Origin of the sequence: Phaeovulum veldkampii DSM 11550, from assembly GCF_003034995.1 — a bacterium.
GTDB lineage: Bacteria > Pseudomonadota > Alphaproteobacteria > Rhodobacterales > Rhodobacteraceae > Phaeovulum > Phaeovulum veldkampii.
This window is the reverse complement of record NZ_PZKF01000022.1, coordinates 12,996-38,698: the sequence shown is the minus strand read 5'-3', so window position 1 is coordinate 38,698 and position 25,703 is coordinate 12,996. Positions and strand designations below refer to the sequence as shown.

The window sequence follows — 25,703 nt, the reverse complement described above, 5'->3', positions numbered from 1 at the left end:
TCCGATCAGCTTCAGCCCGGAGCGTCAGGTCGCGCGTATCACCGCCTAAGGTCGTCGGGGTTGCGGCCCTGCCGTGACCGGTAGTTTGGCAAGGCCCATTCGAAGGCAATCGCACAGCCGCGCAGCACGAAGGCTGCAGCAAACCCCAGACTGGCAGCAACGGCAAGGCCGGTTCCTGCGGCTTCGGCGGCGACGAAAACAGCCGCCCCCGTCAGCGCTGCGGTCACATAAATTTCGCGCCGGATCAGGACCGAAGGCTCATTGGCCAGCACATCGCGCAAGATGCCGCCCAGCGTTCCGGTCATCATCCCCATCACCACGGCGATGATCGGCGAACCCGACACCGCCAACCCCTTGTAGGCGCCGAACACGCCATAAGCCGCCAGCCCTGCCGCATCGAGCCACAGCAGCCAGCGGTAGCGCGATTCTGCCAGATGCGCGGTGAAATACAGGAAAATTGCGGTGACGGTGCAGACAACGATGTAAACCGGCTGCTCCACCCAGAACACCGGAACGCCCAAAACCAGATCGCGCACCGTGCCGCCCCCGGTGCCGGTCACCGCAGCCAGAAACAGAAAGCCGATGATGTCGAGCTGCTTGCGCGAGGCCGCAAGGGCGCCTGTCGCCGCAAACAGCGCAACGCCGGCATAATCGAAAACATCCACCGCGTTCATGGCCCCACCTCCGGCGTTTCGCCCCCCGTTCGGGCTATCATTCTTGCCGGAGCGGCGCCAAGGACGTTGATCTGTTCCGCCGCGATCCGCGCCTTTGGGCAGGCCGCACGGCGCCATCAGTTGCGCTTGTCGGGGTGGTCAGCCGAGATGTTACCTAAAGCATTAGCCAACAAGAAAGAGCTCGGCGCAAGGCGGAGCTTTCTTTTTTCTAAGCTTTTAAATTTTTTGGTGGAGCCAGGCGGGATCGAACCGCCGACCTCTTGAATGCCATTCAAGCGCTCTCCCAACTGAGCTATGACCCCACCGGAGTTTTGGGCGTTTACGTCCGGTGCGGGGTCTATAGGCAGTTGGGCGGTGGGGTGCAAGAGGAATTTTAAGTCCGCTCGGCGATTCGTGGGCACCCTCGGCGCGCGCCCGTCGCCGCAGGCCTGCGCCCGGCCCAATGCCATAGCAAAAGGGCGCGGAACCTGTCCGCGCCCTTTGGGCCATGCCTGCGCCGGGTCGGGTGGCGCTCAGGTCTCTTCGTCGGGTCCGCTGACATCGGCGATGTCATCGAGCGAGACGGTGTCATCTTCATCGTCTTCCAGAAGATCGTCGTCCAGATCGACATCGCCGGTGTCGGCGTCGAGATCTTCTTCATCTGCCAGATCGTCCACATCCACTTCGCGTTCCCGCACGCTGGCCTTGTCAGCGATCATCGTGCGACCGCGACCGGCCGACAGGCTGTCGGCGGTGAAGGTGTTGTTGCAGACCGGGCAGGTCATCGGGTCTTTGGTCAGGTCGTAAAACCGGCTCGCGCAATGCGGGCACAGGCGCTTGACGCCCCATTCCTCTTTGGGCATGGAAAACTCCTTGCATCACTCTTGTCGAGAGAGTCGCAGCCAACTGCCACAATGGGTGCGGGGTGTCAAAGCCTTTTGCGGGCCGTTTTGCCGACTGGACGGCAGGGAAGGAACGAATATGAGCCGCGTCCTGCTGCCCGGCCCGCCGCCGGTGGAAATTACCCTGAAACGGTCAGCGCGGGCGCGGCGGTTTTCACTGCGGGTGTCGCGGCTGGATGGGCGGGTGACGCTGACCCTGCCGCAATTCGCCCGCGAGGCCGAGGCGCTGGCCTTTGCCCGTGACAAGACCGACTGGCTGGTGGCCGCGCTGGCGCGGCTGGCCCCGGTGCAGCCGCTGGCCTTTGGTGCCGCGCTGCCGTTCGAGGGGCGCGAGGTCACGCTGACGCCCGGCGCCGTGCGTGGACCCCGGCTGGAGGGGGGGGCGCTGATCCTGCCACCCGATCCGGCGACGCTGGGGCCGCGGGTCGAGGCGTTTCTGAAACAGGCGGCGCGGGCGCGTCTTGTGGCCGCGTCAGACCGGTTTGCCGCAGCACTCGGGCGGCCCTACCGGCGGCTCACGCTGCGCGACACCCGCTCGCGCTGGGGGTCGTGTGCGGCAGATGGCAGCCTGATGTATTCCTGGCGGCTGGTGATGGCGCCGCCCGCGGTGCTGGACTATGTGGCCGCCCATGAGGTGGCGCATCTGGCCGAGATGAACCATTCCCCCGCCTTTTGGGCGGTGGTGGAGCGGCTGTTGCCCGGCCACGCCCCGCAACGCGCCTGGCTGCGCGCGCATGGTGCCGGGCTGCATGCGATCCGGTTGCGTGATTGACGCCCCGCGCCCGCTGTGATCCCTTCGGCCCATGTCGCTGAAACCCCGCCCTTCTGATGTGACCACCGCCGCGCATGAGCGGCTGTATCGGACCCTGCGCCAGCAGATCCTGACGGGCGAGTTGCTGCCCGGTCAGCCGCTGACCCTGCGGGGGCTGGCCAAGGCGCATGGCGTGTCGATGACCCCCGCCCGCGAGGCGCTGCGGCGGCTGGTGGCCGAGGGGGCCTTGATGCTGTCCTCCTCGGGCCGGGTGGCGACGCCGGAACTGTCAAGCGAGCGGATCGAGGAACTGGCGGCGCTGCGCGCACTGATCGAGCCGGAACTGGCCAGCCGGGCGCTGCCGCGTGCCCATATGGCGCTGATCGAGCGGTTGACTGCCATCAACGCCGTCAATGCCGAGGCGGTGGCCAAGCAGGATGCGGTGGGCTACATCCGCAGCAATCTGGAATTTCACCGGACGCTGTATCTGCGCGCGCAGGCGCCTGCCATGTTGGCGATCATTGAAACGGTCTGGCTGCAACTGGGGCCGACCACGCGCGCGCTGTATAACCGCGTGCCGCGAACCGAGCCGCCACGCCATCACCGGCTGATTCTGGCGGCGCTGAAGGCGGGGGACGAGCCGGGGCTGCGGCTTGCCATCCGGTCGGACGTGACGCAGGGCCTGCGCCATCTGGTGGGCTAAGGCCGCACCCCGCGGGGGGCGCGGCCTGTCGCATCAGGCGTGAATTGCGCCGTCGCCGCAGGCAAGTGCCGCTTCGCGCACCGCTTCGGAATAGGTCGGGTGGGCGTGGCAGGTCAGCGCCAGATCCTGCGCCGAGGCACCGAATTCCATTGCCACGCAAACCTCGTGGATCAGATCGCCCGCGGCGGGGCCGATGATATGGGCGCCCAGAATGCGGTCGGTTTCCTTGCAGGCGAGGATTTTTACAAAGCCCTCGCCCTGAAACACCGCCTTTGCCCGCCCGTTGCCCATGAACGAAAACTTGCCCGCCTTGTAGGCGCGGCCTTCCTCTTTCAGCTGTTCCTCGGTCTTGCCGACCGAGGCCACCTCGGGCGTGGTGTAGATCACGCCGGGGATCACGCCATAGTTCACATGGCCCGCCTTGCCCGCCATGATCTCGGCCAGTGCCATGCCCTCATCCTCGGCCTTGTGCGCCAGCATCGGGCCGGTGATGGCGTCGCCGATGGCGTAAAGACCGCGGATGTTGGTGGCAAAATGCGCATCGGTTTTCACCTGCCCGCGCGGCGTCATCTCTACCCCCAGCGCCTCCAGCCCCAGACCGGCCAGATAGGGCTTGCGCCCGGTGGCGACCAGCACCACCTCGGCCTCGATCGCGGCTTCGCTGTCGTCCTTGCGCAGCGTGTAGGCCACGCGCGATTTCGCCTTGCCTGCCGGGTCTACGCGCTGCACGGCGGCGCCCAAGATGAATTTCAGGCCCTGCCGGGCGAGGATCTTTTGCAGCGAGCGCGCCACTTCGGCATCCATGCCCGGCGTGATCGTGTCGAGATATTCGATCACCGTCACCTCGGCCCCGAGCCGGGCATAGACCGAGCCCATCTCAAGCCCGATCACACCGGCGCCGATAACCACCATCGACTTGGGCACCTTGGGCAGGCTGAGCGCGCCGGTGGAGGTGACGACGTTCTTTTCATCGACCGTGATGCCGGGCAGGGCGGCGGGTTCGGACCCGGTGGCGATGACGATGTGTTTCGCCTCGTGCAGATCGTCGCCGACCTTGACCTGACCGGCGGCGGGGATCGTGGCCCAGCCCTTCAGCCAGGTGACTTTGTTCTTCTTGAACAGAAATTCGATGCCCTTTGTATTCTGCCCGATCACCTCGGCCTTGTAGTCCTGCATCCTGGCCCAATCGACCTTGGGGGCGGCGCCGGTCAGGCCCATCTTGGCAAAGTTTTCCTGCGCCTCGTGCAGGCTGTGGGTGGCGTGCAGCAGCGCCTTGGAGGGGATACAGCCCACGTTGAGGCAGGTGCCGCCCAGCGTCTCGCGGCCCTCGACCACGGCGACGCTCAGGCCCAGTTGCGCGGCGCGGATGGCGCAGACATAGCCGCCGGGACCGGCGCCGATCACGATCACATCAAAATTTGCCATAGCGGCCTCCTGTAGGTGGCGGGGAGCCGGGGCGTTTTCACCACGGCCCCCCGGAGCATATGTGCACCCAGTTGCGGGCGCGGTCCGGGTCAGATCAGCGCGGCGATCAGCATCGCCACGGTGGCAAAGAAGCCCACCGTCCAGATCACCGAGCGCCAGGGCGTCCAGCCATAGGCATAGGCGGGCACATAGAGGATGCGCGCGCCCAGATAGGTAAAGGCACAAAGCGCGGTGAACAGCGTGGATTGCCCGCCCAACGTGACCACGACCACGGCAATTGTGAACAGGATCAGCCCTTCGAAGTGATTCTCGAAGGCGCGTTTCAGCCGGGCGGTGAAGGTAGACAGTTCGTTCGGGGGCGGCGTGTCGCGGGTGCCCGCGGTCCAGCGGCTGGACAGTTCCATGTTGGCCGGGATCGACAGGATCATCAACTGGGCCACCTGCAACAGTCCGGCCAGGGCGAGGGCGATCAGTTCGGGGGTCATAGGGTGAACCCTTTTCCACGGGCCTGTTCGATCACCGGGGCCTGTTTGCCCTTGGTATTCGCCTTGGCATAGGCTTGTGCGCGGATGGCGGCATTGGCGTCGGCGATCTTGTCGGCGCCGCGGGCAAAGACCCGCGCCGCAGCCTCATTGGCGGCCTCGGCAGAGGCGCCCTTGTTCAGCTCTTCAAGGAAGACATGGGCGCGCACGAAGCGTTTGCCCCCGCGCACCGATTGCCAGAGCGCGAAGGCGATGATCGCCGTGCCGATCAGGATGATCTGGAGGATCGACATGTCACAGATCCATCAGCAGGCGGCGCGGGTCTTCGAGCGCGTCCTTTACCCGCACGAGGAAGGTGACGGCGCCCTTGCCGTCAACGACGCGGTGATCGTAGCTCAGCGCCAGATACATCATCGGACGGATCACGATCTGGCCGTTGACCACGACGGGGCGGTCCTGGATCTTGTGCATCCCCAGAATGCCCGACTGCGGCGGGTTCAGGATCGGCGAGGACATCAGCGAGCCATAGACGCCGCCGTTCGAGATTGTGAAGCTGCCGCCCTGCATCTCGGCCATCGACAGCTTGCCATCGCGGGCGCGGACGCCCAGTTCGGCGATCTTCTTTTCGATCTGCGCAAAGGCCATCTGGTCGGCATCGCGCACCACCGGCACCACAAGGCCCGTGGGCGTGCCCACCGCCACGCCCATGTGGACGTAGTTCTTGTAGACGATGTCCTGACCGTCGATTTCGGCGTTGACCTCGGGCACCTCGCGCAGGGCATGGCAGCAGGCCGTCACAAAGAACGACATGAAGCCCATCTTCACGCCGTGCTTCTTTTCGAACTGGTCCTTGTAGGTATTGCGCAGCTCCATGATGCCCGACATGTCCACCTCATTATAGGTGGTCAGCATCGCGGCAGTGTTCTGCGCGTCTTTCAGGCGGCGGGCGATGGTGGCGCGCAGGCGGGTCATCTTGACCCGTTCCTCGCGGGCGGCATCTTCCGCCGGAACAGGGGCGCGCGGCGCGGTGGCGGGCGGGGTGGCAACAGCGATTGTCGCCACCGGGGCGGCGGCAGAGGCGGCGGCAGGGGCAGGGGCGGCGGCGACCGCGCGGGCCACATCGTCCTTCATCACGCGGCCATCGCGGCCGGTGCCGGTGACCTGATCGCGCGAAAGCCCGACTTCGGCCATCGCCTTTTTCGCGGCAGGGGCATCCTCCACATCTTTGCCCGCAGCCGCGGGGGCCGCGGGGGGGGCTGCTGCTGCGGCCGGTTTGGCGGTGGCCGCGCTGGCGCCTTCGGCGATCACGGCAAGCCGGGCGCTGGCGTCTATCGTGGTGCCCTCGGGCACCAGAATCTCGGTCAGAACGCCCGCCACCGGCGAGGGCACCTCGATCGAGACCTTGTCGGTTTCCAACTCGCACAGCATCTCATCCAGCGCGACGGTGTCGCCTACGCGCTTGAACCACATGGCCACCGTGGCCTCGGTCACGCTTTCGCCCAAGCTGGGAACCATCACATCGGTCATCTTGCCCTCGTTGGCTTCTGGCGCAGCCTTGGCGCCGGTCTTTTGGGTTGGGGTCGCAGGCTCGGCGGTGCCGACCTCTGAAATCTGGGCCAGCAGCGCGCCGACGCCGACGGTGGTGCCCTCGGCCGCCACGATCTCGGTCAGCCGACCGGCAGCGGGCGAGGGAACCTCGACCGTCACCTTGTCGGTCTCCAGCTCGCACAGCATTTCATCAACGGCCACGGCATCGCCCGGTTTCTTGAACCAGGTGGCCACCGTCGCCTCTGACACGCTTTCGCCCAGGGTGGGCACGCGGATTTCGGTTGCCATCTTATGTCTCCAGCGTCAGCGCATCATTGACGAGCGCGTCCTGTTCGGCCTTGTGCCGCGAGGCAAGCCCCGTGGCGGGCGAGGCCGAGGCCGCACGGCCGGCATAGCGCGGGCGTGTATGTGTCGCCCCGATGCGGCCCAGAACCCATTCAAGGTTCGGTTCCACGAAGGTCCAGGCGCCCTGATTCTTGGGCTCTTCCTGACACCAGACCACCTCGGCCCCCTTGAAGCGGCTGAGTTCGGTCACCAGCGAATGCGCCGGGAACGGGTAAAATTGTTCCAGCCGCAGCAGGTAGACATCGTCGATGCCGCGCTTGTCGCGTTCGGCCAGAAGGTCGTAGTAAACCTTGCCCGAACAGATCACCACGCGGCGGATATTGTCGTCGGCCGCCAGTTTGGTGGGCGAGTTGCCCTTTTCGGCGTCATCCCAGAGGATGCGGCAGAAATACGACCCGGTGGTGAAATCTTCGGCAGCCGAGATGCACATCGGGTGCCGAAGAAGCGACTTTGGCGTCATCAGCACCAGCGGTTTGCGGAAGCTGCGGTGAATCTGGCGCCGCAGGATGTGGAAGTAGTTGGCCGGGGTGGAACAGTTGGCGACGATCCAGTTGTCTTCGGCGGACAGTTGCAGGAACCGTTCCAGCCGCGCCGAGGAATGTTCGGGGCCTTGTCCTTCGAACCCGTGCGGCAGCAGCATCACAAGGCCCGACATCCGCAACCATTTGCGTTCGCCCGAGGAAATGAACTGGTCGAACATGATCTGCGCGCCGTTGGCAAAATCGCCAAACTGCGCCTCCCACATGGTCAGGGTGTTCGGTTCGGCCAGCGAATAGCCGTATTCGAACCCGAGCACGGCATATTCCGACAGCATCGAGTCGATCACCTCATAGCGCGCCTGCCCCGGCTTGATGTGGTTCAGCGGGTAATAGCGTTCTTCGGTGGTCTGGTCGATCAGCGCCGAATGGCGCTGGCTGAAGGTGCCGCGGGTGCTGTCCTGGCCCGACAGACGCACGCCGTAGCCCTCGGCGCAGAGACTGCCGAAGGCCAGCGCCTCGGCGGTGGCCCAGTCAAAGCCCTTGCCGCTCTTGAACATCTCGGCCTTGGACTCAAGCTGGCGGGCGACGGTCTTGTGCAGATCGAACCCGTCGGGGGCGCGGGTCAGCGCGGTGCCCACCTCGGCCATCATCTCGGGGCTGATCGCGGTGGCGCCGGGCTGATATTCGGCTTCTTCGCGGGCCAGATGCTTCCAGCGGCCATCCAGCCAGTCGGCCTTGTTCGGGCGATAGCTTTTGCCCGCCTCGAATTCGGCGTTGAGCGTGGACTGGAAGGCAGCCTTCATATCCTCGATCTCGCCTTCGGGGATCAGCCCGTCGGCCACCAGACGTTCGGTGTAAAGCTGGAGGGTGGTCTTGTGGCTTTTGATCCGCTTGTACATCACCGGGTTGGTGAACATCGGCTCGTCGCCTTCGTTGTGACCAAAGCGGCGATAGCAAAAGATGTCGATCACCGCATCCTTGCCGAACTGCTGGCGAAACTCGGTCGCCACCTTGGCGGCATGCACCACCGCCTCGGGGTCGTCGCCGTTGACGTGGAAGATGGGCGCCTCGACCATCAGCGCGATATCGGTGGGGTAGGGCGACGAGCGCGAGAAGTGCGGCGCCGTGGTAAAGCCGATCTGGTTGTTCACCACGATATGAATGGTGCCGCCGGTGCGGTGGCCCTTCAGGCCCGACAGGCCGAAACATTCGGCCACCACGCCCTGCCCGGCAAAGGCCGCGTCGCCGTGCAACAGCACCGGCAGCACAGACCGGCGTTCGGGGTCGCTGAACTGGTCCTGCTTGGCCCGCGCCTTGCCCAGCACAACCGGGTTCACCGCCTCAAGGTGGCTGGGGTTGGCGGTCAGCGACAGGTGAACCTTGTTGCCGTCAAACTCCCGGTCGGACGAGGCGCCGAGGTGGTATTTCACATCGCCCGAGCCGTCCACGTCTTCGGGCTTGTAGCTGCCGCCCTGAAACTCGTGAAAGATCGCGCGGTAGGGTTTGCCCATCACGTTGGCCAGCACCGACAGGCGGCCGCGGTGCGGCATCCCGATCGCAATTTCCTTCACACCCAGCGCGCCGCCGCGCTTGATGATCTGTTCCATCGCAGGGATCAGCGCCTCGCCGCCATCAAGGCCGAACCGCTTGGTGCCCATATATTTCACATGCAGGAATTTCTCAAATCCCTCGGCCTCGACCAACTTGTTCAGAATCGCGCGGCGGCCTTCACGGGTAAAGTGAATCTCCTTGCCGTAGCCCTCGATCCGTTCTTTCAGCCAGCCCGCCTGTTCGGGGTCGGAAATGTGCATGTATTGCAGCGCGAAGGTGCCGCAATAGGTGCGTTTGACGATGTCGATGATCTGCCGCATCGTGGCGATCTGCAGGCCCAGCACGTTGTCGATAAAGATCGGCCGGTCCATATCGGCATCGGTGAAGCCGTAGGATTTGGGGTCAAGCTCGGGGTGCGGGGTCTGGTCGCGCATCCCCAGCGGGTCAACATCGGCGATCAGATGGCCCCGAATCCGGTAGGCGCGGATGATCATCAGCGCGCGGATGGAATCAAGAACGGCGCGCTTGATTTCGGCATCGGTCACCTCGACGCCCTTTTCCGCGGCCTTGGCGCGCACCTTGTCAGACACCGCCTTGGCCTCTTTTGGCGCGCCCCAGTCACCGGTCAGCGCCGAGATCAGGTCGCCCTGCGGCTGCGGCGGCCAGTCGGTGCGTTCCCACGAAGGCCCCCGCGCCTCGCGCTTCACGTCCATTTCCGGGTCGCCAAGTGCGGCAAAGAACTCGGCCCACGCCGCATCGACCGCCGAGGGGTCGGCGGCATAGCGGGCATAAAGCTGTTCGACATATTCCGCATTGGCGCCTTGCAGAAAGCTGGAGGCGTGGAGTTGGTCGTTGGGGGTTTGCTCGGTCATCACTGCACCTTCGGGGGCAAGAGGGGGGCCGCGCCCCGGATCGGGGCGCGGGGCGCGGGGCTTATTTGCCCATGGCTTTCATCACGGCTTCGCCCAGATGTGCCGGGCTGTCGGCCACGACGATGCCGGCGGCGCGCATCGCCTCGATCTTCGATTCCGCATCACCCTTGCCACCGGCAACAATCGCGCCCGCGTGGCCCATGCGGCGCCCCTTGGGGGCCGTGCGTCCGGCGATGAAACCCGCGGTCGGTTTCCAGCGGCCGCGTTTCTTTTCGTCGGCCAGGAACTGCGCGGCTTCCTCTTCGGCGCTGCCGCCGATTTCGCCGATCATGATGATCGACTGGGTTTCCGGGTCGGCCAGAAACATCTCCAGCACGTCGATATGCTCGGTGCCCTTGATCGGGTCGCCGCCGATGCCCACTGCGGTCGATTGGCCAAGGCCAAGGTCCGATGTCTGTTTCACCGCCTCATAGGTCAGCGTGCCCGAACGCGACACGACACCGACCGAGCCGCGCTTGTGGATGTGGCCCGGCATGATGCCGATCTTGCAGGCGTCGGGGGTGATGACGCCGGGGCAGTTCGGCCCGATCAGCCGCGACTTCGACCCTTCCAGCGCGCGTTTCACCTTCATCATGTCCAGCACCGGGATGCCCTCGGTGATGCACACGATCAACTCCATTTCGGCGTCGATCGCCTCAAGGATGCTGTCGGCGGCAAAGGGCGGCGGCACATAGATGGCCGAGGCATTGGCGCCGGTGACATGGCGCGCCTCATGGACCGAGTTGAACACCGGCAGGTTCAGGTGCGTGGTGCCGCCTTTGCCGGGCGTCACGCCGCCGACCATCTTGGTGCCATAGGCGATCGCCTGTTCCGAGTGGAAGGTGCCCTGCGAGCCGGTGAAACCCTGACAGATAACGCGGGTGTTTTCGTTGACGAGAACGGCCATTCGATTATCCCTTCACCGCTTTGACGATCTTCTGTGCCGCATCGCTGAGGTTGTCAGCCGCGATCACGTTCAGGCCAGAGGTGCGGATGATCTCCTTGCCCAGTTCCACGTTGGTGCCTTCCAGCCGCACGACCAGCGGCACCTGAAGGCCGACCTCTTTCACCGCCGCCAGCACGCCCTCGGCGATGATGTCGCAGCGCATGATACCGCCAAAGATGTTCACGAGGATGCCTTTGACGTTCGGGTCCGAGGTGATGATCTTGAACGCCTCGGTGACCTTTTCCTTGGAGGCGCCGCCGCCCACGTCAAGGAAGTTGGCCGGTTCGGCGCCATAAAGCTTGATGATGTCCATCGTGGCCATGGCAAGGCCCGCACCGTTCACCATGCAGCCGATTTCACCATCCAAAGCGATATAGTTCAGGTCGAACTTCGACGCGGCAAGCTCTTTCGGGTCTTCCTCGGTTTCGTCGCGCAGGCTGAGGATGTCGGGCTGGCGATACAGCGCGTTGTTGTCAAAGCCCATCTTGGCATCGAGGCATTTCAACTGCCCCGTGGTGGTGATGATCAGCGGGTTGATCTCCAGCATCTCCATGTCTTTTTCGATGAACAGACGGTAGAGATTCTTCACCAGCGCCACGCAATGCTTGACTAGCGGCCCCTCCAGCCCCAGCGCGAAGGCCACGCGGCGGCCGTGGAAGTCGGACAGGCCCGAGGCCGGATCGACGCTGAACGACAGGATCTTTTCGGGGGTCTTGGCGGCGACCTCCTCGATATCCATCCCGCCCTCGGTGGAGACGACGAAAGAGACACGGCTGGAGCCGCGATCCACCAGCAGCGCCAGATACAACTCGCGCGCGATGTCGGAACCGTCTTCGATGTAGATGCGATTGACCTGCTTGCCCGCGGCGCCGGTCTGATGCGTGACCAATGTGCGGCCCAGCATCTGCCGGGTCAGCGCGTCGGCCTCTTCGACCGAACGGGCCAGCCGCACGCCGCCCTTGTCGCCCGCCTCAGGCTCGACGAAATGGCCTTTGCCGCGACCGCCTGCGTGAATTTGCGCCTTGACGACCCACAGCGGCCCGTCCAGTTCGCCGGCGGCGGTCTTGGCATCTTCCGCGCGCAGCACCACGCGCCCGTCCGAGACGGGGCAGCCGTAGCTGCGCAGAAGGGCTTTCGCCTGATATTCGTGAATGTTCATTCGATCGTCCCATTGTTGATAGGATTTGCCCGGTTCATTGGCATGGAACCGAAGGCGTGCAAAACGCTATTTGCCCCGCACGGGGTTTGAAAGCGGAATTTTCGGGATTTGTGATCACGCATTTCGGGGGTGTGATCACAATGGCCCTAAAATGCCGCACTGCGGCGATTCGGCGCAGCATGTTCAGTTCAGGTAAAGCGCGAACAACATGCCCTGGCCGCCGATCAACCGTTCGAAGTCGCGCCAGCTTTCGGCGCTGACGACCGGCCCCTTTTCCAGATAGGGCAGCGCGTCCGCCCCCTGAATCCAGGCCACAAGGTCGATGGCGCGCGGGTCGGTGAACATCCGCGCGACGTTGACCCCGGCGCTGTCGTCCAGACGCCAGTAGGGGGCCAGCTTGGTGCCCGTCAACAGCGCCTCGCCATCCTCAAGCACGCGCAGCCAGGTCGCGCCGGTGCCAGCAGGCAGCGGCCCGACCAGAGCCGACTCTTGCGCGTCGTTGGGCAGCCATTCGCGGTCATTGTCGGTTTCCAGCGCGACCTCGGCCCAGAACCTGCGGTTCTCGGCGATCATCCCCAGAAACTGCGCCTGCGCGGCCTTGGCGCGGGCAGCGTCGGGCGGCTGATCCAGCGCCCCCAGCACCATGGCGATGATATCGGCAAACTCGCCGAACTGGCGGTTGAAATCTTCGGGTGCCATATGCACGTCGTTCAGGTCATGAAGTGCAGCCGAAGCCGCGGTGGCCTTGGTGATCGCAGCGGTGGGGTCATAGGCAAGCACCACCTGCGCCACGCCTGACAGCGCATGGCCGTAGGCCTTGAGCCACGCCGCGTCGGGCCCATCGAAGCGGATCACCGGGGGGGCGCCATCGCCCGGCCCGCGCATCATGGCGCCCGCCACCGCCAACAGATCCTCGCCGGGGTCGCGGGCGGCATTGGCGTTGATGTCAAACCACAGGTCGGACAGGTCGATTTCCAGCCCGAAATCGGAATTTGGCGGGATCTCGGCCAAAGCTTTGCGCGCGCTGGCCATGCTGGTGTCCAGATCCAGGAACAGCCGGGCGATCAGGGCGGGGTCGAACGGTTCGGGGCGTGGGTTTTCGTTGATCGGCAGGCGCAGGATCGGCAGCATCCGCATCGGACTGCTCAGGCCATGGCGCCAGCGCGTCTGAAGCGCCATCTCGACCCCGCCCAGAAACCGCAGCCCCCCCAGCGCAAACAGATCAGCCGGGGCAGGGGCGGGCAGGGCGGCCAGCCGCTCTGCGGTGGGCCCGATCCCCTTGGCGCCGATCTCGGCCGAAATCGTGCTTTGCGCCGCTGCGGGCAGGGCGAGAGTTGTGGCCAGAATGGCCGACAGGATCAGACGCATCGAAACCTCGCAAATAAAAAGGTGCACCAACCGGCGCACCCTTTCCTGATTTGGCCTGATCGGGCCGGTAAGGCTCAGGCGAGCGTCGGGTCGATACCCTCGCAGGCTTCCACGAGGCCCTGCACCGCGTCAACGGATTTGTCGGCAAAGGGCACCTTCTGCGAGCACGGCACCTTTGGCGCATTTGCGCGGCGCACGTCAGACTGGACCACGAAATCTGTCTGGCGGCGCTTGTTCGCCGCGGGCCAAAGCAATTTCTGCCAGGCGCGCGCGAACATGCGCCACACAATTCTGATGAGCGATGGCGACCGGTTTCCCTGAAAGCAGGCGCTGAATTTCCTGACCCGTGCCCGTTTCGTAGCGCAAAATAGATGTGTCGTTCCTGACATAATCGCAAAAGTTGGCAGGCGGCCCGGCGTTATACCGGCCACTTTTGATCGTGACCGGCAGCGATCCGTCACCGCGGAGCCGTTTCAGGCTGTAAAGGCCGGATGTGCGGATGGCGTAGTGGTTGATTTGCCCCCAAGCATACCGCCCCCCAGTGAGCATGACCCGCGCAGGCAGTGAACCGTTGCGGTGCCGCGCGAATGCAAAGCTCTGGTCAAGCACTTTGCCCGCACCGCTCAATACGCGTGGCGGCTTCCCCTCTGGCCGCCATGCGGGGCGGTGTATCGTCAGCGCGGCGACGTGACTGTCAAAGCGGAACAGCGTTTTAACGACTTCGTTTGGCGCGGCCCGAAAGCGCAATGCGCTTGTGAAGCGGTCGGATATGAGGCGATCTGGCAGCCCCCGTTCCTCGTTGCTTCCGATCATGCACCAGTTCAGGGCAAGTGCATCCGCCTCGGCGGCCTCCAGCGCCGCGATCAGTTCGGGGGTGGTGCCATAGGCTGGGCCGGGCACCAGAAACTCGTCCAGATCAAGCCAGATGACCCAGTCCCCAACACCGAACAGGCCAGCAGCCATAACCAGGTTCGCGGCATTCTTTTGGGGGGCTACGCCATCGGGAACGGTCTGTCTGATGTGGCGCAATTCTCCGGCGTCTTGCAGCGCATCCAGCAAAACATCCGAGCCATCCGCGCAATCGTTGGACACAACGACAATGTCGGTGAAGCCGATCACCTTATGAAAGGCCACCCATTCGAGAATGAATGGCCCTTCGTTTTTCTGTGCCGAAAACAGAACCCGGCGGCCTGCCATGGTCTGTTTCAGGCGAGCGTCGGGTCAATGCCCTTGCAGGCTTCCACGAGGCCCTTTACCGCGTCAACGGATTTGTCGAACATTGCCTGTTCTTCGGCGTTCAGCGTGATGTCCACGATCCGCTCGATGCCGCCCGCACCGATCACGGTGGGCACGCCCACATACATGCCGTTCAGCCCCAGCGCGCCATCGCACCAGGCCGCGCAGGGCAACAGGCGCTTTTGGTCCTTGAGGTAGGCTTCTGCCATTTCGATCGCCGAGGTGGCGGGCGCGTAGAAGGCCGAGCCGGTCTTGAGCAGGCCCACGATCTCGGCGCCGCCGTCGCGGGTGCGCTGCACGATCGCATCCAGTTTATCCTGCGTGGTCCAGCCCATCGCCACCAGATCGGGCAGCGGCACACCGCCGACGGTTGAATAGCGCACCAGCGGCACCATCGTGTCGCCATGACCGCCCAGAACGAAGGCCGTCACATCGCGCATCGAGACGTTGAATTCCACCGACAGGAAGTGGCGGAAACGCGCCGAGTCGAGCACGCCGGCCATGCCCACGACTTTGGCATGCGGCAGGCCCGAGAACTCGCGCAGCGCCCAGACCATCGCATCAAGCGGGTTGGTGATGCAGATCACAAAGGCGTCCGGGGCGTGTTTGGCGATACCCTCGCCCACCGATTTCATAACCTTCAGGTTGATGCCCAGAAGGTCGTCGCGGCTCATCCCCGGCTTGCGCGGAACGCCGGCGGTGACGATGCAGACATCGGCGCCCGCAATGTCGGCGTAATCATTGGTGCCTTTCAGCACGGCATCGAAGCCCTCGGAGGGGCCTGATTCGGCGATGTCGAGGGCTTTGCCCTGCGGCGTGCCTTCGGCGATGTCGAACAGGACGACATCCCCGAGTTCCTTGATCGCCGCAAGGTGGGCAAGCGTGCCGCCGATCTGCCCGGCGCCGATCAGCGCGATCTTGGGTCTGGCCATTGTATCCTCCGAAAGCAGGGGGGTTGTGGAAATGTGACGCAGGTTGCCTAGCCTTTTGACGCCCCGCGCGCAAGGTTGTGACGGAGGCATTCTGCGGCGCGGCAAAACGGGGCTTGCCGAATATGCCGCGAATATGGTCCTTGGCGAAACATTCTTGCGAGGAGAGAATCATGGACCAGCGCGCACGCCCCTTCCGTTCGGTGCTTTATATTCCCGGCTCGAAAGAGCGTGCGCTGGAAAAGGCGCAGACCCTGCCCACCGATGCGATCATCTTCGATCTGGAAGACGCGGTCGCGGTGGAGGAAAAGGTGAATGCGCGCGCGCTGTTGGCACAGGTTCTGGCCGCGGCCGATTACGGGCGGCGGGCGCGGATCGTGCGGATAAATGGGTTCGACACCGAATGGGGCCGTGATGATGTGGCGGCCTTTGTGGGCGCCGATATCGACGCGATCCTGATCCCCAAGGTGTCGTCCTATGCCGATCTGGAGGCGGTCGCGCAGGCAATTCCCGATGTGCCGCTGTGGGCGATGATGGAAACCGCGCTGGGCATGCTGAACGCGGCCGAGATTGCGCGCCATCCGCGGCTGGCAGGCATGGTGATGGGCACTAACGATCTGGCCAAGGAACTGGGCAGCCGTTTCCGCCCTGACCGTCTGGCGATGCAGGCGGGGCTGGGGCTGTGTCTGCTGGCGGCGCGGGCGCATGGGCTGACGATTGTGGACGGGGTGTTCAACGCCTTCAAGGATGACGCGGGGCTGAAGGTCGAATGTGATCAGGGCCGCGACATGGGCTTTGACGGCAAGACCCTGATCCACCCTGCGCAGCTAGATATCGCCAACGCGGCCTTTGCCCCGTCAGAGGCTGAAATCGACCTTGCCCGCCGCCAGATCGCGGCCTTTGACGCGGCGCAGGCCGAGGGCCTGGGCGTTGCGGTCGTGGATGGAAAAATCGTGGAAAACCTGCATATCGTCACCGCACGGCAGACGCTGGCCAAGGCCGAGGCGATTGCCGCAATGACCGCCATCTGAAAGGTAATCCGCCATGTCGCCCATGTTCCTTCTGATCCTTGGCATCCTGCTGTGGATGTTCGCGCATCTGTTCAAACGTTTGTTCCCGTCGCTGAGGGCAAGGCTGGGCAATGTCTGGAAGATATTTTCGGCGGTTCTGCTGCTGGCCTCGCTTGTGGCGATGGTCATCGGCTATCGCGGGGCCGATGTGGTGCCGGTCTATGACACCAACCCCGCAATGTATCATGCCAACAACGCGCTGATGATCCTTGCGGTTTATCTGTTTGCGGTGGGCGGCACGAAATCGGTTCTGGTCGGGGTGATCCGCCACCCGATGCTGTGGGGCACGGTGATCTGGGCGGTGTCGCATCTGATGGTGAACGGCGATCTGGCCTCGGCTCTGCTATTCGGCTCGATGCTGATGTGGGCGCTGCTGGAAATGCTGTTGATCAACCGTGCGGGGCGCTGGGAAAACCGCGTGAAGGGGTCGTTCAAGGGCGATCTCAAGGCGCTGGGCGGAACTGTGGTGGTTTATGGCATCGCGGTTGGTGTGCATATCTGGCTGGGCTACAATCCCTTCGTGATGGCCCCGGCATGAGGGCCTATCGTCTGCTGACCGAGGATGACACCGCCGCCTTCTGCCACAAGGTCACGCTGGCGCTGTCGAAGGGGTGGGAGCTTTACGGCGCGCCGTCCTATGCCTTTGACGCCTCGCGCGGGGTGATGCGCTGCGCGCAGGCGGTGGTGAAGGATGTGGCGACCGACTACCACCCCGACATGAAGCTGGGAGATCTGTGAATGAAAACGAATCCGGGCCGCTTCTTTGAAGATTACCGCATCGGCGACACCATTGCCCATGCCGTGCCGCGCACCGTTTCGGGGGGAGAACGGGCGCTTTATCACGCGCTGTATCCTGCGCGCGGGGCGTTGTATTCCTCGGATGAATTTGCCCGGTCCTGCGGGCTGCCTGCGGCCCCTATCGACGATCTGGCGGCCTTTCATGTGGTCTTTGGCAAGACGGTGCCCGACATTTCGCTGAACGCGGTGGCCAACCTTGGCTATGCCGAGGGGCGCTGGCTGAAGCCGGTTTATCCCGGCGATACGCTGCGGTCGGAAAGCACGGTGATCGGGCTGAAGGAAAACTCCAACGGCAAGTCGGGCGTCGTCTATGTGGGCACGCGCGGCATCAACCAGCACGGGGAAACGATGCTGGAATATGTGCGCTGGGTGATGGTGCGCAAGAACCGCCTTGACGCCCCCGCGCCCGATCCGGTGGTGCCCGATCTGGCCCGCGTGGTGCGGCCCGAGGCGCTGGTGGTGCCCGAGGGGCTGGATTTTACCCGCTACGATTTTACCCTGGCGGGCGAGCCGCACCGCTGGGGCGATTATGCGGTGGGCGAACAGATCGACCATGTGGACGGCGTGACTGTCGAGGAAGCCGAACACATGCTGGCCACCCGGCTGTGGCAGAACACCGCCAAGGTGCATTTCGACGCCACCTTCCGCGACGATGGCAAGCGGCTGATCTATGGCGGCCACGTCATCAGCATGGCGCGCGCGTTGTCGTTCAACGGCTTGGCCAATGCGCAGATGATCGTGGCGCTGAACGGCGGCGCCCATGCCAACCCCTGTTTTGCGGGCGATACGATCAAGGCCTGGTCCGAGGTGCTGGACAAGGCCGAAACCCCGGCGCCGGGTGTGGGGGCGATCCGGCTGCGGCTGGTGGCGGTCAAGCAGGGGGCGGCCCCCTTTGCGCTGAAGGGCGCCGAGGGCAAGTATGCGCCCGAGGTGCTGCTGGATCTCGATTACTGGGCGCTGATGCCGCTGTGATTCCTCGGCCCCCGCGCCATCAGGGTTGCGGGGGCTGATAGCGGAAACATGTGATCACGCCGCGAAAAAACGTGATCACAAATCTGATTTTCTGCATCTGCAATGCTGCAAAACTGTCATTTTCGCTGCGGCGAGGCGTGACTTGCCCGAAATTTCGGGTATGGAGAGGGCGAAACCAGCCAGCTTAGCGCCGGGCCGATCCGTCGGGCGCCAGTGCTCGCACGGAGGGAACAATATGGCTGACGTGAATCGGGGCGCGCGCCCGCTGTCACCCCATCTGCAGATTTACCGCCCACAACTGACCTCGATCACCTCGATCCTGACGCGGATCACTGGCAACGGGCTGATCGTGGCAGTGCTGCTGGGCGTTTGGTGGCTGGTTGCCGCCGCGGTCGGCCCCGAGGCGTTCGCCCGCGCCGATGCCGTTCTTACCTCGTGGTTCGGCGATCTGGTCTTGACCGCCTCCCTCTGGGCGCTGTGGTATCACTTTCTGGCCGGGCTGCGGCATCTGTATTGGGATACCGGCCGCGGGCTTGACATTGTCACCGCCGAACGGCTGGGCCTTGCCTGCCTTGGCGGCTCGGTCGTGCTGACCGTGCTGACCGTTCTCGTCGTCTGAGGGGGAACCTATGCACTACCTGACCGACCGCAAACGCGCCGAGGGCCGCGGGGCTGCCCACAAAGGTACCGAGCATCAGTGGTTCATGACCGTTTCGTCGGTCGCGCTGGTGTTCCTGATCCCGGCCTTTGTCTATATCTTCGGCACCGCGCTGGGCCGCCCGCATGACGAGGTACTCGCCACCTTTGCGCGCCCGGTCCCGGCGGTTGTCACTGCGCTGACGCTGGTGGCTGGGATGATGCATTTCCACCGCGGCGCGAAAATGATGATTCAGGATTACAGCCACGGCCTGACGCGCAAGGCGCTGATCATGGCGGCGGTGTTTGTGTCCTATACGGTGATGGCCGCGGGGCTTTACGCCCTTGTGCGCATCGCGCTCTGAGGGATTGACCATGGCAGCTTATGCTTATGAAACGCACGACTATGACGTGGTCGTGGTGGGGGCCGGTGGCGCGGGTCTGCGCGCGACACTGGGCATGGCCGAACAAGGCCTGCGCACGGCCTGCGTGACCAAGGTCTTTCCGACCCGGTCGCATACGGTCGCGGCACAGGGTGGCATCGCGGCCAGCCTTGGCAACATGGGCCCCGACAGTTGGCAGTGGCATATGTATGACACCGTCAAAGGGTCTGACTGGCTGGGCGACACCGACGCGATGGAATATCTCGCGCGTGAGGCGCCGAAAGCGGTTTACGAACTGGAACACTACGGCGTTCCGTTCTCGCGCACCGAAGAGGGCAAGATCTACCAGCGCCCGTTCGGCGGTCACACCACCGAATTCGGCGAGGGCCCCCCGGTGCAGCGCACCTGCGCCGCCGCCGACCGCACCGGCCATGCGATCTTGCACACGCTCTATGGCCAGAGCCTCAAGCAGAAGGCCGAGTTCTTCATTGAGTATTTCGCGCTTGACCTGATCATCACCGACGGGCGCTGCACAGGCGTGGTGGCGTGGAAGCTGGATGACGGCACCATGCATGTGTTCAACGCCAAGATGGTGGTTCTGGCCACCGGCGGCTATGGGCGCGCCTATTTCTCGGCCACATCGGCCCACACCTGCACCGGCGATGGCGGCGGCATGGTTGCGCGCGCGGGCCTGCCGCTGCAAGACATGGAGTTTGTGCAGTTTCACCCGACCGGCATTTATGGTTCGGGCTGCCTGATCACTGAGGGCGCGCGCGGCGAGGGCGGCTATCTGACCAACTCGGAAGGCGAGCGGTTCATGGAACGCTATGCGCCGACCTACAAGGATCTGGCCTCGCGCGACGTGGTTTCGCGCTGCATGACGATCGAGATCCGCGAAGGCCGCGGTGTGGGCGAACACAAGGATCACATCCATCTGCACCTGGATCACCTGCCGCCGGAAACCCTGCACGAGCGGCTGCCGGGCATCTCGGAATCGGCGCGCATCTTTGCCGGCGTCGATGTGACCCGCGAACCGATCCCGGTTCTGCCCACCGTGCATTACAACATGGGCGGCATCCCCACCAACTACTGGGGTGAGGTGCTCAACCCGCAGCCGGGTAACCCCGACGCCATTTTCCCCGGCCTGATGGCCGTGGGCGAGGCAGGCTGCGCCAGCGTGCACGGCGCAAACCGTCTGGGCTCCAACTCGCTCATCGACCTCGTGGTGTTCGGCCGCGCTGCCGCGATCCGTGCGGGGCAGGTGGTCAACCCCGCCGAACGCACCGCCCCGGTGAACAAACCCGCGGTGGATGCAATCCTTGGCCGGTTCGACCGCTTCCGCTACGCCGATGGCGGTGTGCCTACGGCCGAGTTGCGGCTGGAGATGCAGCGCACGATGCAGGCCGATGCCGCCGTGTTCCGCACCGACAAGACGCTGGCAGAAGGCGTTGAAAAGATGACCGCCGTTGCCGGCAAGATCGACGATCTGAAGGTCACCGACCGCAGCCTGATCTGGAACTCCGACCTGATGGAGACGCTGGAGCTGGCCAACCTGATGCCCAATGCGCTGGCGACCATCGTGGCAGCCGAGGCGCGCAAGGAATCCCGCGGCGCCCATGCCCATGAGGATTATCCGAACCGCGACGACGTGAACTGGCGGGTGCATTCCATCGCCCATGTAGAGGGCGTCAAGGTCACGCTTTCGACCCGTCCAGTGCATCTTGATCCGCTGACGACCGAGGCCGAGGGCGGCATCGAGATGAAAAAGATCGCGCCGAAAGCGCGGGTCTACTGATGCGCCCCGCCACCGTCTTCGTGCTGCTGGCGGCGGTCGCCGCCTGCGGCCCGATCCCGGTGGAGCGGGCCGAGGACGAGTGCTTCCGCCAGGCCCGGCTTGCCAGCCAGCCGCGCGGCATGGTGGGCATCGGCGCAGGTTCGGGCGGGCTGGTCAGCAAGATCGAGGTGGAAATCACCTCCGACTATCTGCGCGGGCGCGACCCGTCCGAGGTCTATGCACGCTGCGTTTATCAGAAATCCGGCCAGCTTCCGACGCGGCCGCTCTATTCCCGTGACGACTGGAAGGGATAAGCCAATGGTCCAATTCACGCTGCCCAAGAACTCCAAGGTCCGCACCGGCAAGACCTGGCCGCGCCCCGAAGGCAAAAGCATCCGCAAATTCCTGATCTATCGCTGGGATCCCGACACCGGCGAAAACCCGCGGGTCGACACCTATTTCATCGACATCGCGAAATGCGGGCCGATGGTTCTGGATGCGCTGATCAAGATCAAGGCCGAAATCGACCCGACGCTCACCTTCCGCCGCTCCTGCCGCGAAGGGATCTGCGGCTCATGCGCGATGAACATCGACGGCATCAACACGCTGGCCTGCATCTACGGCCTCGACGAGGTCAAGGGTGATGTGAAAATCTACCCGCTGCCGCATATGCCGGTGGTGAAAGACCTGATCCCCGATCTGACGCTGTTCTACGCCCAGCATGCCTCGATCATGCCGTGGCTGGAAACGAAAACCAATCGCCCCGCAAAGGAATGGCGCCAGTCGATCGAAGACCGCAAAAAGCTCGACGGTCTTTATGAATGCGTGATGTGTGCCTCCTGTTCCACCTCGTGCCCCAGCTACTGGTGGAATGGCGATCGCTACCTTGGCCCTGCCACGCTGTTGCACGCCTACCGCTGGATCATCGACAGTCGCGACGAGGCGACGGCAGAACGGCTCGACGCGCTTGAAGACCCGTTCAAGCTCTACCGCTGCCATACGATCATGAACTGCGCCAAGACCTGCCCCAAGGGCCTGAACCCGGCCAAGGCGATTGCCGAGATCAAGAAGATGATGGTTCAGCGCATGGTCTAAGGGGCAACCGCCCCTTTCATCTTGGCACAAATATCCTGCGGGGGTCCGGGGGCGCACAGCCCCCGGCCGTTTCATTCGCACCATCGCCTATCAATCGAAGGCGCCCGTCACACGCCCCAGCAGCATGAAGGCGCGCGCGGTGCGGGTATCGGCAAATTCGGCCACCTCGGCATCGCTGGCGTTCCTTTCGAATTCGGCAAGTGTCTTGTCGAACTGGCGCAGGAAATGATGCGCCGCATCGCGGAAGATCGTGTCCTGCCGCATCCGTCCGGCGGTCAGCGCCAGGCTTGATCTGTCGCGCACCCCGCCAAGTCCGGCAATCGCGCGTCCGCGCTCGCCTTGGGCAAAGCGGCGCCAGATTTCGGGGCGGGCGCGGTCGGGGGTCAGGTCATCCATAAAGATGCCGTCCTGCGCCAGAAGCGTCAGCACATCCTGTGCGGCGCGGATCAGTTTGGCCATGTCGCGCTCTTCCAGCGCACGGCGCAGCGCGCGAAAGCCCTCTCGGTCCTCGCCCGAGTCGGGGAAGTTCAGCGCGCGGATGAAATCGCCAATCGAGACCGGGGCGTGAAGCGCCTCGGCCGGGGTGCCCAGCGCCAGTGCCGGCTGATCCTCGCCGGTGGGCTGCGCGCGAGGGGCGGCCAGCGCCGCCTTGCGGTCAGCCGAGGGCTGCGTAGCGGCTGTATCACGGCGCGAGGCAAAGGTGGCCAGCGCGGTTTCGGTCTGCCGCGCTGCGGCGGCGATCTCGTCCAGTTTTCGCTCGACCGAGGGGCGATTCATCAGGCTTTGCTGCGTGACCCAGGCCTGCCGCATCGCATCAATCGACTGTTGCAGGCGTAGCGCCTCGGCGCGCATCTCGCGCGCGGTGCGGCTGGTGACGGCGGCCACCCAGATCATTGCCACCGGTAAAAAGATGCCAACCAGTGTCAACACCAGCGTCAGACCGTTGCCGCCCCCGGTGCCGGGGCCGATCAGCAGAAAGAACAGGCCCACCAGGCCCAGCCAGCCAGCCGTCAGCACCAAGGCCAGCATCTCGGTGCCGCTGAAGCGGGGGGCAGGCGTCAGCCGGGCGCGCAGCCCCAGATGTGGCAGCGAGGGCGCCCGATCATCGGTGGTCTCGGACGGATCTTCTGGCATCTGCCCCTCCGTGCGGCCCGCCATTGTCAGATGTAGCGGATCGCGAGGATTTCATAACTCTTGTCGCCGCCAGGTGTGCGCACCTCGACGCTGTCGCCCTCGTCCTTGCCAATCAGCGCCCGCGCCAGCGGCGATCGGATGTTCAGCAGGCCCCGCTCGATATCGGCCTCGGTTTCACCCACGATCTGATAGGTGCGTTCCTCGTCGCTGTCCTCATCGACCAGCGTCACCGTGGCGCCGAACTTGATCGAGCCCGAGAACTTGGCCGGGTCGATCACCTCGGCGCGGCTGATCAGCCCTTCAAGCTCTTTGATCCGGCCCTCGATAAAGCTCTGGCGTTCGCGTGCGGCGTGGTATTCGGCATTCTCCGACAGGTCGCCATGCGCCCGCGCCTCGGCGATGTCGCGGATGATGGCCGGGCGATCGACGGTTTTCAGGGTTTTGAGTTCTTCATCGAGAGCGACAAATCCCGCCCGCGTCATCGGTATCTTTTCCATGAAGGCCGGCTCGCAAATAACGCTGTGTTGCCTCCTGTAAATCCGGGTTGGGCCTGCAAAGTCAAGAGCGGGGCCGAAAAACGCGGCCGAGACGCGGCCCTGATGCCGCAGGTGCGAAATGCTTCGTCGCGTCACGATTGCCACATGCCCTCGGGTAAGCTAGTCGTTCCCGCATAAACACAGCCAGTGCATGCGCAAGCGGGGGAGTGGACGATGACCGCGATCGAACGGGAAGCGATGGAATATGATGTGGTCATCGTCGGCGCGGGGCCTGCGGGGCTGTCGGCGGCGATCCGCCTGAAAGAGATCGATCCCGATTTGTCGGTCGTGGTGCTGGAAAAGGGTTCCGAGGTCGGCGCGCATATCCTGTCGGGCGCGGTTCTGGACCCGGTCGGGCTGAACACGTTGTTCCCCGACTGGAAAAGCCGCAGCGCGCCGGTCAAAACCGCGGTCAAGACCGACAACTTCTTCATTCTCGGTCCTGTGGGCAAGATCAAGCTGCCAACCTGGCTGATGCCGCCGCTGATGTCGAACCACGGCAAATATATCGTGTCGATGGGCAATGTCTGCCGCTGGCTGGCCGAACAGGCCGAGGCGCTGGGCGTGGAAATCTTCCCCGGCATGTCGGCCTCGGACCTGGTCTGGGGCGACGACGGGCGCGTGCGCGGCGTGATTGCGGGCGAGTTTGGCCGCCAGTCCGACGGCACACCCGGCCCGAACTATGAGCCTGGCATGGAACTGCTGGGCAAATACGTCTTCCTGTCGGAGGGCGTGCGCGGATCGCTGGCCAAGCAGGTAATCGAGAAGTTCGATCTGTCGGAGGGCAAAAGCCCGCAGAAATTCGGCATCGGCATGAAGGAAATCTGGGAGATCGACCCCGCCAAGCATCGCGAAGGCACCGTCAGCCACACCATGGGTTGGCCGCTGACCAAGGATGCCTCGGGCGGGTCGTTCATCTATCACGCGGAAAACAATCAGGTCTTTCTGGGTTTCGTGGTGCATCTGAACTATGAAAACCCGTATTTGAACCCCTACATGGAATTTCAGCGGTTCAAGCATCACCCGATGGTGGCAAGCCTGCTGGAGGGCGGCAAGCGCGTGGCCTATGGCGCGCGGGCGATCTCGGAAGGGGGTTGGCAGTCGATCCCGAAGGTGGTTTTCCCCGGAGGCGCGTTGCTGGGCTGTTCAGCGGGGCTGGTGAACGTGCCGCGGATCAAAGGCAACCATAACGCGATGCTGTCGGGCATCGCTGCGGCCCATGCGGCGGCGGCGGCGATCAAGGCGGGTCGTGCGGGCGATGAGCTGTCCGAATATGAAACCGAACTGCGCACGGGCGCCATCGCCAAGGATCTGCTGCCGGTTCGCAACGTCAAGCCGCTGTGGTCGCACATGGGCATGTGGGGCAGCCTGATTCTGGGCGGTTTCGACATGTGGATGGCCAACCTGACCGGCTGGAATCCGCTGGGCACGCTGAAACACCATTCGACCGATGCCGCCCATACAGGTGTGGCGGCAAACTTCCAGCCCATCGACTACCCCAAGCCCGATGGAAAGCTGTCTTTCGACCGGCTGACCAATGTGGCCTTCGCCGCCACCAACCACGAGGAAAGCCAGCCCTGCCACCTGCGGCTGAAGGACGCGTCGGTGCCGATCGCGGTGAACCTGCCGAAATACGCCGAGCCTGCGCAACGCTATTGCCCGGCCGGCGTCTATGAGGTGCTCGACGGCGAGGAGGGGCCGCGGTTCCAGATCAACTTCCAGAACTGCGTGCACTGCAAGACCTGCGACATCAAGGATCCCAGCCAGAACATCACCTGGACCACGCCGCAGGGGGGCGACGGCCCGAATTACCCCAACATGTAACGCTTGCGCGAGGCGCGCCGAAGGGCCGCGCCTTGCATTGCCTTGCGCGGGGCGTCCCGCTACCCTGACGCGATCCCGCAAAGGAGCCGCAAT

General features: G+C 64.3%; 27 protein-coding genes and 1 tRNA gene. 12 read left to right on the top strand and 16 right to left on the bottom strand.

Features of this window, described 5'->3' with window-relative positions; all coding sequences use genetic code 11:
• Nucleotides 1-38: 38 nt before the first annotated feature.
• The 3 genes from C5F46_RS10555 to C5F46_RS10545 all read right to left on the bottom strand — a co-directional run bounded on the left by C5F46_RS10555 (nt 39) and on the right by C5F46_RS10545 (nt 1,516).
• Nucleotides 39-674, bottom strand: a complete 636-nt coding sequence (locus C5F46_RS10555) for a trimeric intracellular cation channel family protein (RefSeq protein ID WP_107325315.1) — start codon at nt 672-674, stop codon at nt 39-41.
• A gap of 226 nt (nt 675-900) precedes the next feature.
• Nucleotides 901-976 (bottom strand) — tRNA-Ala (locus tag C5F46_RS10550).
• A 210-nt stretch (nt 977-1,186) separates the two neighbouring features.
• Nucleotides 1,187-1,516 carry a TIGR02300 family protein gene (locus C5F46_RS10545; RefSeq protein WP_107325314.1) on the bottom strand — a complete coding sequence of 110 codons (330 nt, stop codon included), beginning with the start codon at nt 1,514-1,516 and terminating at the stop codon, nt 1,187-1,189.
• 118 nt (nt 1,517-1,634) lie between these two features.
• Here C5F46_RS10545 and C5F46_RS10540 point away from each other — a divergent pair, with 118 nt between their 5' ends.
• A complete protein-coding gene (locus C5F46_RS10540; protein WP_107325313.1) occupies nt 1,635-2,327 on the top strand; it encodes a M48 family metallopeptidase in 693 nt (230 codons plus the stop codon).
• A gap of 31 nt (nt 2,328-2,358) precedes the next feature.
• On the top strand, nt 2,359-3,009 hold the full coding sequence (locus C5F46_RS10535) for a GntR family transcriptional regulator (RefSeq protein WP_107325312.1): 651 nt from the start codon (nt 2,359-2,361) through the stop codon (nt 3,007-3,009).
• A 33-nt stretch (nt 3,010-3,042) separates the two neighbouring features.
• On the opposite strand, the gene lpdA is transcribed toward C5F46_RS10535, so the two are convergent.
• The 11 genes from lpdA to mdh all read right to left on the bottom strand — a co-directional run bounded on the left by lpdA (nt 3,043) and on the right by mdh (nt 15,391).
• Nucleotides 3,043-4,434: a dihydrolipoyl dehydrogenase gene (gene lpdA, locus C5F46_RS10530; RefSeq protein WP_107325311.1), complete on the bottom strand. Its 1,392-nt coding sequence runs from the start codon at nt 4,432-4,434 to the stop codon at nt 3,043-3,045.
• A gap of 89 nt (nt 4,435-4,523) precedes the next feature.
• Nucleotides 4,524-4,919, bottom strand: a complete 396-nt coding sequence (locus C5F46_RS10525; protein WP_107325310.1) for an MAPEG family protein — start codon at nt 4,917-4,919, stop codon at nt 4,524-4,526.
• Nucleotides 4,916-5,209, bottom strand: coding sequence for a hypothetical protein (locus tag C5F46_RS10520; RefSeq protein ID WP_107325309.1), 294 nt, complete (start codon nt 5,207-5,209; stop codon nt 4,916-4,918). Before C5F46_RS10520 ends, C5F46_RS10525 begins: the two co-directional genes overlap by 4 nt.
• A gap of 1 nt (nt 5,210) precedes the next feature.
• Nucleotides 5,211-6,752 carry a 2-oxoglutarate dehydrogenase complex dihydrolipoyllysine-residue succinyltransferase gene (gene odhB / locus C5F46_RS10515; RefSeq protein ID WP_107325308.1) on the bottom strand — a complete coding sequence of 514 codons (1,542 nt, stop codon included), beginning with the start codon at nt 6,750-6,752 and terminating at the stop codon, nt 5,211-5,213.
• A 1-nt stretch (nt 6,753) separates the two neighbouring features.
• On the bottom strand, nt 6,754-9,711 hold the full coding sequence (locus C5F46_RS10510) for a 2-oxoglutarate dehydrogenase E1 component (protein ID WP_107325307.1): 2,958 nt from the start codon (nt 9,709-9,711) through the stop codon (nt 6,754-6,756).
• Between the two features lie 61 nt (nt 9,712-9,772).
• Entirely contained in the window at nt 9,773-10,657 is an 885-nt protein-coding gene (sucD, locus tag C5F46_RS10505) for a succinate--CoA ligase subunit alpha (protein WP_107325306.1), read from the bottom strand.
• Between the two features lie 4 nt (nt 10,658-10,661).
• Nucleotides 10,662-11,855 (bottom strand): ADP-forming succinate--CoA ligase subunit beta, encoded by a 1,194-nt coding sequence (gene sucC / locus C5F46_RS10500; RefSeq protein WP_107325305.1) that lies wholly within the window; start codon nt 11,853-11,855, stop codon nt 10,662-10,664.
• Between the two features lie 183 nt (nt 11,856-12,038).
• Nucleotides 12,039-13,223: a hypothetical protein gene (locus C5F46_RS10495; protein ID WP_107325304.1), complete on the bottom strand. Its 1,185-nt coding sequence runs from the start codon at nt 13,221-13,223 to the stop codon at nt 12,039-12,041.
• 74 nt (nt 13,224-13,297) lie between these two features.
• Nucleotides 13,298-13,435, bottom strand: a complete 138-nt coding sequence (locus tag C5F46_RS16640) for a hypothetical protein (RefSeq protein WP_168796790.1) — start codon at nt 13,433-13,435, stop codon at nt 13,298-13,300.
• Complete coding sequence (locus C5F46_RS10490; protein ID WP_107325303.1) at nt 13,422-14,420, bottom strand: glycosyltransferase family 2 protein; 999 nt, start codon at nt 14,418-14,420, stop codon at nt 13,422-13,424. The genes C5F46_RS16640 and C5F46_RS10490 overlap by 14 nt, the downstream gene beginning before the upstream one ends.
• Before the next feature lie 8 nt (nt 14,421-14,428).
• Nucleotides 14,429-15,391, bottom strand: coding sequence for a malate dehydrogenase (gene mdh, locus C5F46_RS10485; protein ID WP_107325302.1), 963 nt, complete (start codon nt 15,389-15,391; stop codon nt 14,429-14,431).
• A gap of 170 nt (nt 15,392-15,561) precedes the next feature.
• Here mdh and C5F46_RS10480 point away from each other — a divergent pair, with 170 nt between their 5' ends.
• The 9 genes from C5F46_RS10480 to C5F46_RS10440 all read left to right on the top strand — a co-directional run bounded on the left by C5F46_RS10480 (nt 15,562) and on the right by C5F46_RS10440 (nt 22,116).
• On the top strand, nt 15,562-16,419 hold the full coding sequence (locus tag C5F46_RS10480; RefSeq protein WP_107325301.1) for an HpcH/HpaI aldolase/citrate lyase family protein: 858 nt from the start codon (nt 15,562-15,564) through the stop codon (nt 16,417-16,419).
• A gap of 13 nt (nt 16,420-16,432) precedes the next feature.
• Nucleotides 16,433-16,996, top strand: coding sequence for an NnrU family protein (locus C5F46_RS10475; RefSeq protein ID WP_235820148.1), 564 nt, complete (start codon nt 16,433-16,435; stop codon nt 16,994-16,996).
• Nucleotides 16,993-17,196, top strand: a complete 204-nt coding sequence (locus C5F46_RS10470; protein ID WP_107325300.1) for a DUF1737 domain-containing protein — start codon at nt 16,993-16,995, stop codon at nt 17,194-17,196. Before C5F46_RS10475 ends, C5F46_RS10470 begins: the two co-directional genes overlap by 4 nt.
• Nucleotides 17,197-18,228, top strand: a complete 1,032-nt coding sequence (locus C5F46_RS10465) for a MaoC family dehydratase (RefSeq protein ID WP_107325299.1) — start codon at nt 17,197-17,199, stop codon at nt 18,226-18,228. It abuts the gene before it with no gap.
• 235 nt (nt 18,229-18,463) lie between these two features.
• Nucleotides 18,464-18,847: a succinate dehydrogenase, cytochrome b556 subunit gene (gene sdhC / locus C5F46_RS10460; RefSeq protein WP_107325298.1), complete on the top strand. Its 384-nt coding sequence runs from the start codon at nt 18,464-18,466 to the stop codon at nt 18,845-18,847.
• A gap of 10 nt (nt 18,848-18,857) precedes the next feature.
• A complete protein-coding gene (locus C5F46_RS10455) occupies nt 18,858-19,229 on the top strand; it encodes a succinate dehydrogenase, hydrophobic membrane anchor protein (RefSeq protein ID WP_107325297.1) in 372 nt (123 codons plus the stop codon).
• Between the two features lie 10 nt (nt 19,230-19,239).
• Entirely contained in the window at nt 19,240-21,042 is a 1,803-nt protein-coding gene (gene sdhA / locus C5F46_RS10450; RefSeq protein ID WP_107325296.1) for a succinate dehydrogenase flavoprotein subunit, read from the top strand.
• On the top strand, nt 21,042-21,335 hold the full coding sequence (locus C5F46_RS10445) for a hypothetical protein (protein WP_107325295.1): 294 nt from the start codon (nt 21,042-21,044) through the stop codon (nt 21,333-21,335). The genes sdhA and C5F46_RS10445 overlap by 1 nt, the downstream gene beginning before the upstream one ends.
• A 4-nt stretch (nt 21,336-21,339) precedes the next feature.
• Nucleotides 21,340-22,116, top strand: a complete 777-nt coding sequence (locus tag C5F46_RS10440; protein ID WP_107325294.1) for a succinate dehydrogenase iron-sulfur subunit — start codon at nt 21,340-21,342, stop codon at nt 22,114-22,116.
• A gap of 90 nt (nt 22,117-22,206) precedes the next feature.
• Here C5F46_RS10440 and C5F46_RS10435 read toward each other — a convergent pair whose 3' ends face one another.
• Nucleotides 22,207-23,250 (bottom strand): hypothetical protein, encoded by a 1,044-nt coding sequence (locus C5F46_RS10435; protein ID WP_235820147.1) that lies wholly within the window; start codon nt 23,248-23,250, stop codon nt 22,207-22,209.
• Nucleotides 23,251-23,276: 26 nt separating this feature from the next.
• Nucleotides 23,277-23,747: a transcription elongation factor GreA gene (gene greA / locus C5F46_RS10430; protein ID WP_168796797.1), complete on the bottom strand. Its 471-nt coding sequence runs from the start codon at nt 23,745-23,747 to the stop codon at nt 23,277-23,279.
• 213 nt (nt 23,748-23,960) lie between these two features.
• Here greA and C5F46_RS10425 point away from each other — a divergent pair, with 213 nt between their 5' ends.
• Entirely contained in the window at nt 23,961-25,610 is a 1,650-nt protein-coding gene (locus C5F46_RS10425; protein WP_107325293.1) for an electron transfer flavoprotein-ubiquinone oxidoreductase, read from the top strand.
• The last annotated feature ends 93 nt before the right edge of the window (nt 25,611-25,703 follow it).

Excerpts from the sequence above, each read along its gene's own strand:
- C5F46_RS10555 (WP_107325315.1), bottom strand. The coding sequence starts at position 674 with ATGAACGCGGTGGATGTTTTCGATTATGCCGGCGTTGCGCTGTTTGCG.
- C5F46_RS10545 (WP_107325314.1), bottom strand. The coding sequence starts at position 1,516 with ATGCCCAAAGAGGAATGGGGCGTCAAGCGCCTGTGCCCGCATTGCGCG.
- C5F46_RS10540 (WP_107325313.1), top strand. The coding sequence starts at position 1,635 with ATGAGCCGCGTCCTGCTGCCCGGCCCGCCGCCGGTGGAAATTACCCTG.
- C5F46_RS10535 (WP_107325312.1), top strand. The coding sequence starts at position 2,359 with ATGTCGCTGAAACCCCGCCCTTCTGATGTGACCACCGCCGCGCATGAG.
- lpdA (WP_107325311.1), bottom strand. The coding sequence starts at position 4,434 with ATGGCAAATTTTGATGTGATCGTGATCGGCGCCGGTCCCGGCGGCTAT.
- C5F46_RS10525 (WP_107325310.1), bottom strand. The coding sequence starts at position 4,919 with ATGACCCCCGAACTGATCGCCCTCGCCCTGGCCGGACTGTTGCAGGTG.
- C5F46_RS10520 (WP_107325309.1), bottom strand. The coding sequence starts at position 5,209 with ATGTCGATCCTCCAGATCATCCTGATCGGCACGGCGATCATCGCCTTC.
- odhB (WP_107325308.1), bottom strand. The coding sequence starts at position 6,752 with ATGGCAACCGAAATCCGCGTGCCCACCCTGGGCGAAAGCGTGTCAGAG.
- C5F46_RS10510 (WP_107325307.1), bottom strand. The coding sequence starts at position 9,711 with ATGACCGAGCAAACCCCCAACGACCAACTCCACGCCTCCAGCTTTCTG.
- sucD (WP_107325306.1), bottom strand. The coding sequence starts at position 10,657 with ATGGCCGTTCTCGTCAACGAAAACACCCGCGTTATCTGTCAGGGTTTC.
- sucC (WP_107325305.1), bottom strand. The coding sequence starts at position 11,855 with ATGAACATTCACGAATATCAGGCGAAAGCCCTTCTGCGCAGCTACGGC.
- C5F46_RS10495 (WP_107325304.1), bottom strand. The coding sequence starts at position 13,223 with ATGCGTCTGATCCTGTCGGCCATTCTGGCCACAACTCTCGCCCTGCCC.
- C5F46_RS10490 (WP_107325303.1), bottom strand. The coding sequence starts at position 14,420 with ATGGCAGGCCGCCGGGTTCTGTTTTCGGCACAGAAAAACGAAGGGCCA.
- mdh (WP_107325302.1), bottom strand. The coding sequence starts at position 15,391 with ATGGCCAGACCCAAGATCGCGCTGATCGGCGCCGGGCAGATCGGCGGC.
- C5F46_RS10480 (WP_107325301.1), top strand. The coding sequence starts at position 15,562 with ATGGACCAGCGCGCACGCCCCTTCCGTTCGGTGCTTTATATTCCCGGC.
- C5F46_RS10475 (WP_235820148.1), top strand. The coding sequence starts at position 16,433 with ATGTCGCCCATGTTCCTTCTGATCCTTGGCATCCTGCTGTGGATGTTC.
- C5F46_RS10470 (WP_107325300.1), top strand. The coding sequence starts at position 16,993 with ATGAGGGCCTATCGTCTGCTGACCGAGGATGACACCGCCGCCTTCTGC.
- C5F46_RS10465 (WP_107325299.1), top strand. The coding sequence starts at position 17,197 with ATGAAAACGAATCCGGGCCGCTTCTTTGAAGATTACCGCATCGGCGAC.
- sdhC (WP_107325298.1), top strand. The coding sequence starts at position 18,464 with ATGGCTGACGTGAATCGGGGCGCGCGCCCGCTGTCACCCCATCTGCAG.
- C5F46_RS10455 (WP_107325297.1), top strand. The coding sequence starts at position 18,858 with ATGCACTACCTGACCGACCGCAAACGCGCCGAGGGCCGCGGGGCTGCC.
- sdhA (WP_107325296.1), top strand. The coding sequence starts at position 19,240 with ATGGCAGCTTATGCTTATGAAACGCACGACTATGACGTGGTCGTGGTG.
- C5F46_RS10445 (WP_107325295.1), top strand. The coding sequence starts at position 21,042 with ATGCGCCCCGCCACCGTCTTCGTGCTGCTGGCGGCGGTCGCCGCCTGC.
- C5F46_RS10440 (WP_107325294.1), top strand. The coding sequence starts at position 21,340 with ATGGTCCAATTCACGCTGCCCAAGAACTCCAAGGTCCGCACCGGCAAG.
- C5F46_RS10435 (WP_235820147.1), bottom strand. The coding sequence starts at position 23,250 with ATGCCAGAAGATCCGTCCGAGACCACCGATGATCGGGCGCCCTCGCTG.
- greA (WP_168796797.1), bottom strand. The coding sequence starts at position 23,747 with ATGGAAAAGATACCGATGACGCGGGCGGGATTTGTCGCTCTCGATGAA.
- C5F46_RS10425 (WP_107325293.1), top strand. The coding sequence starts at position 23,961 with ATGACCGCGATCGAACGGGAAGCGATGGAATATGATGTGGTCATCGTC.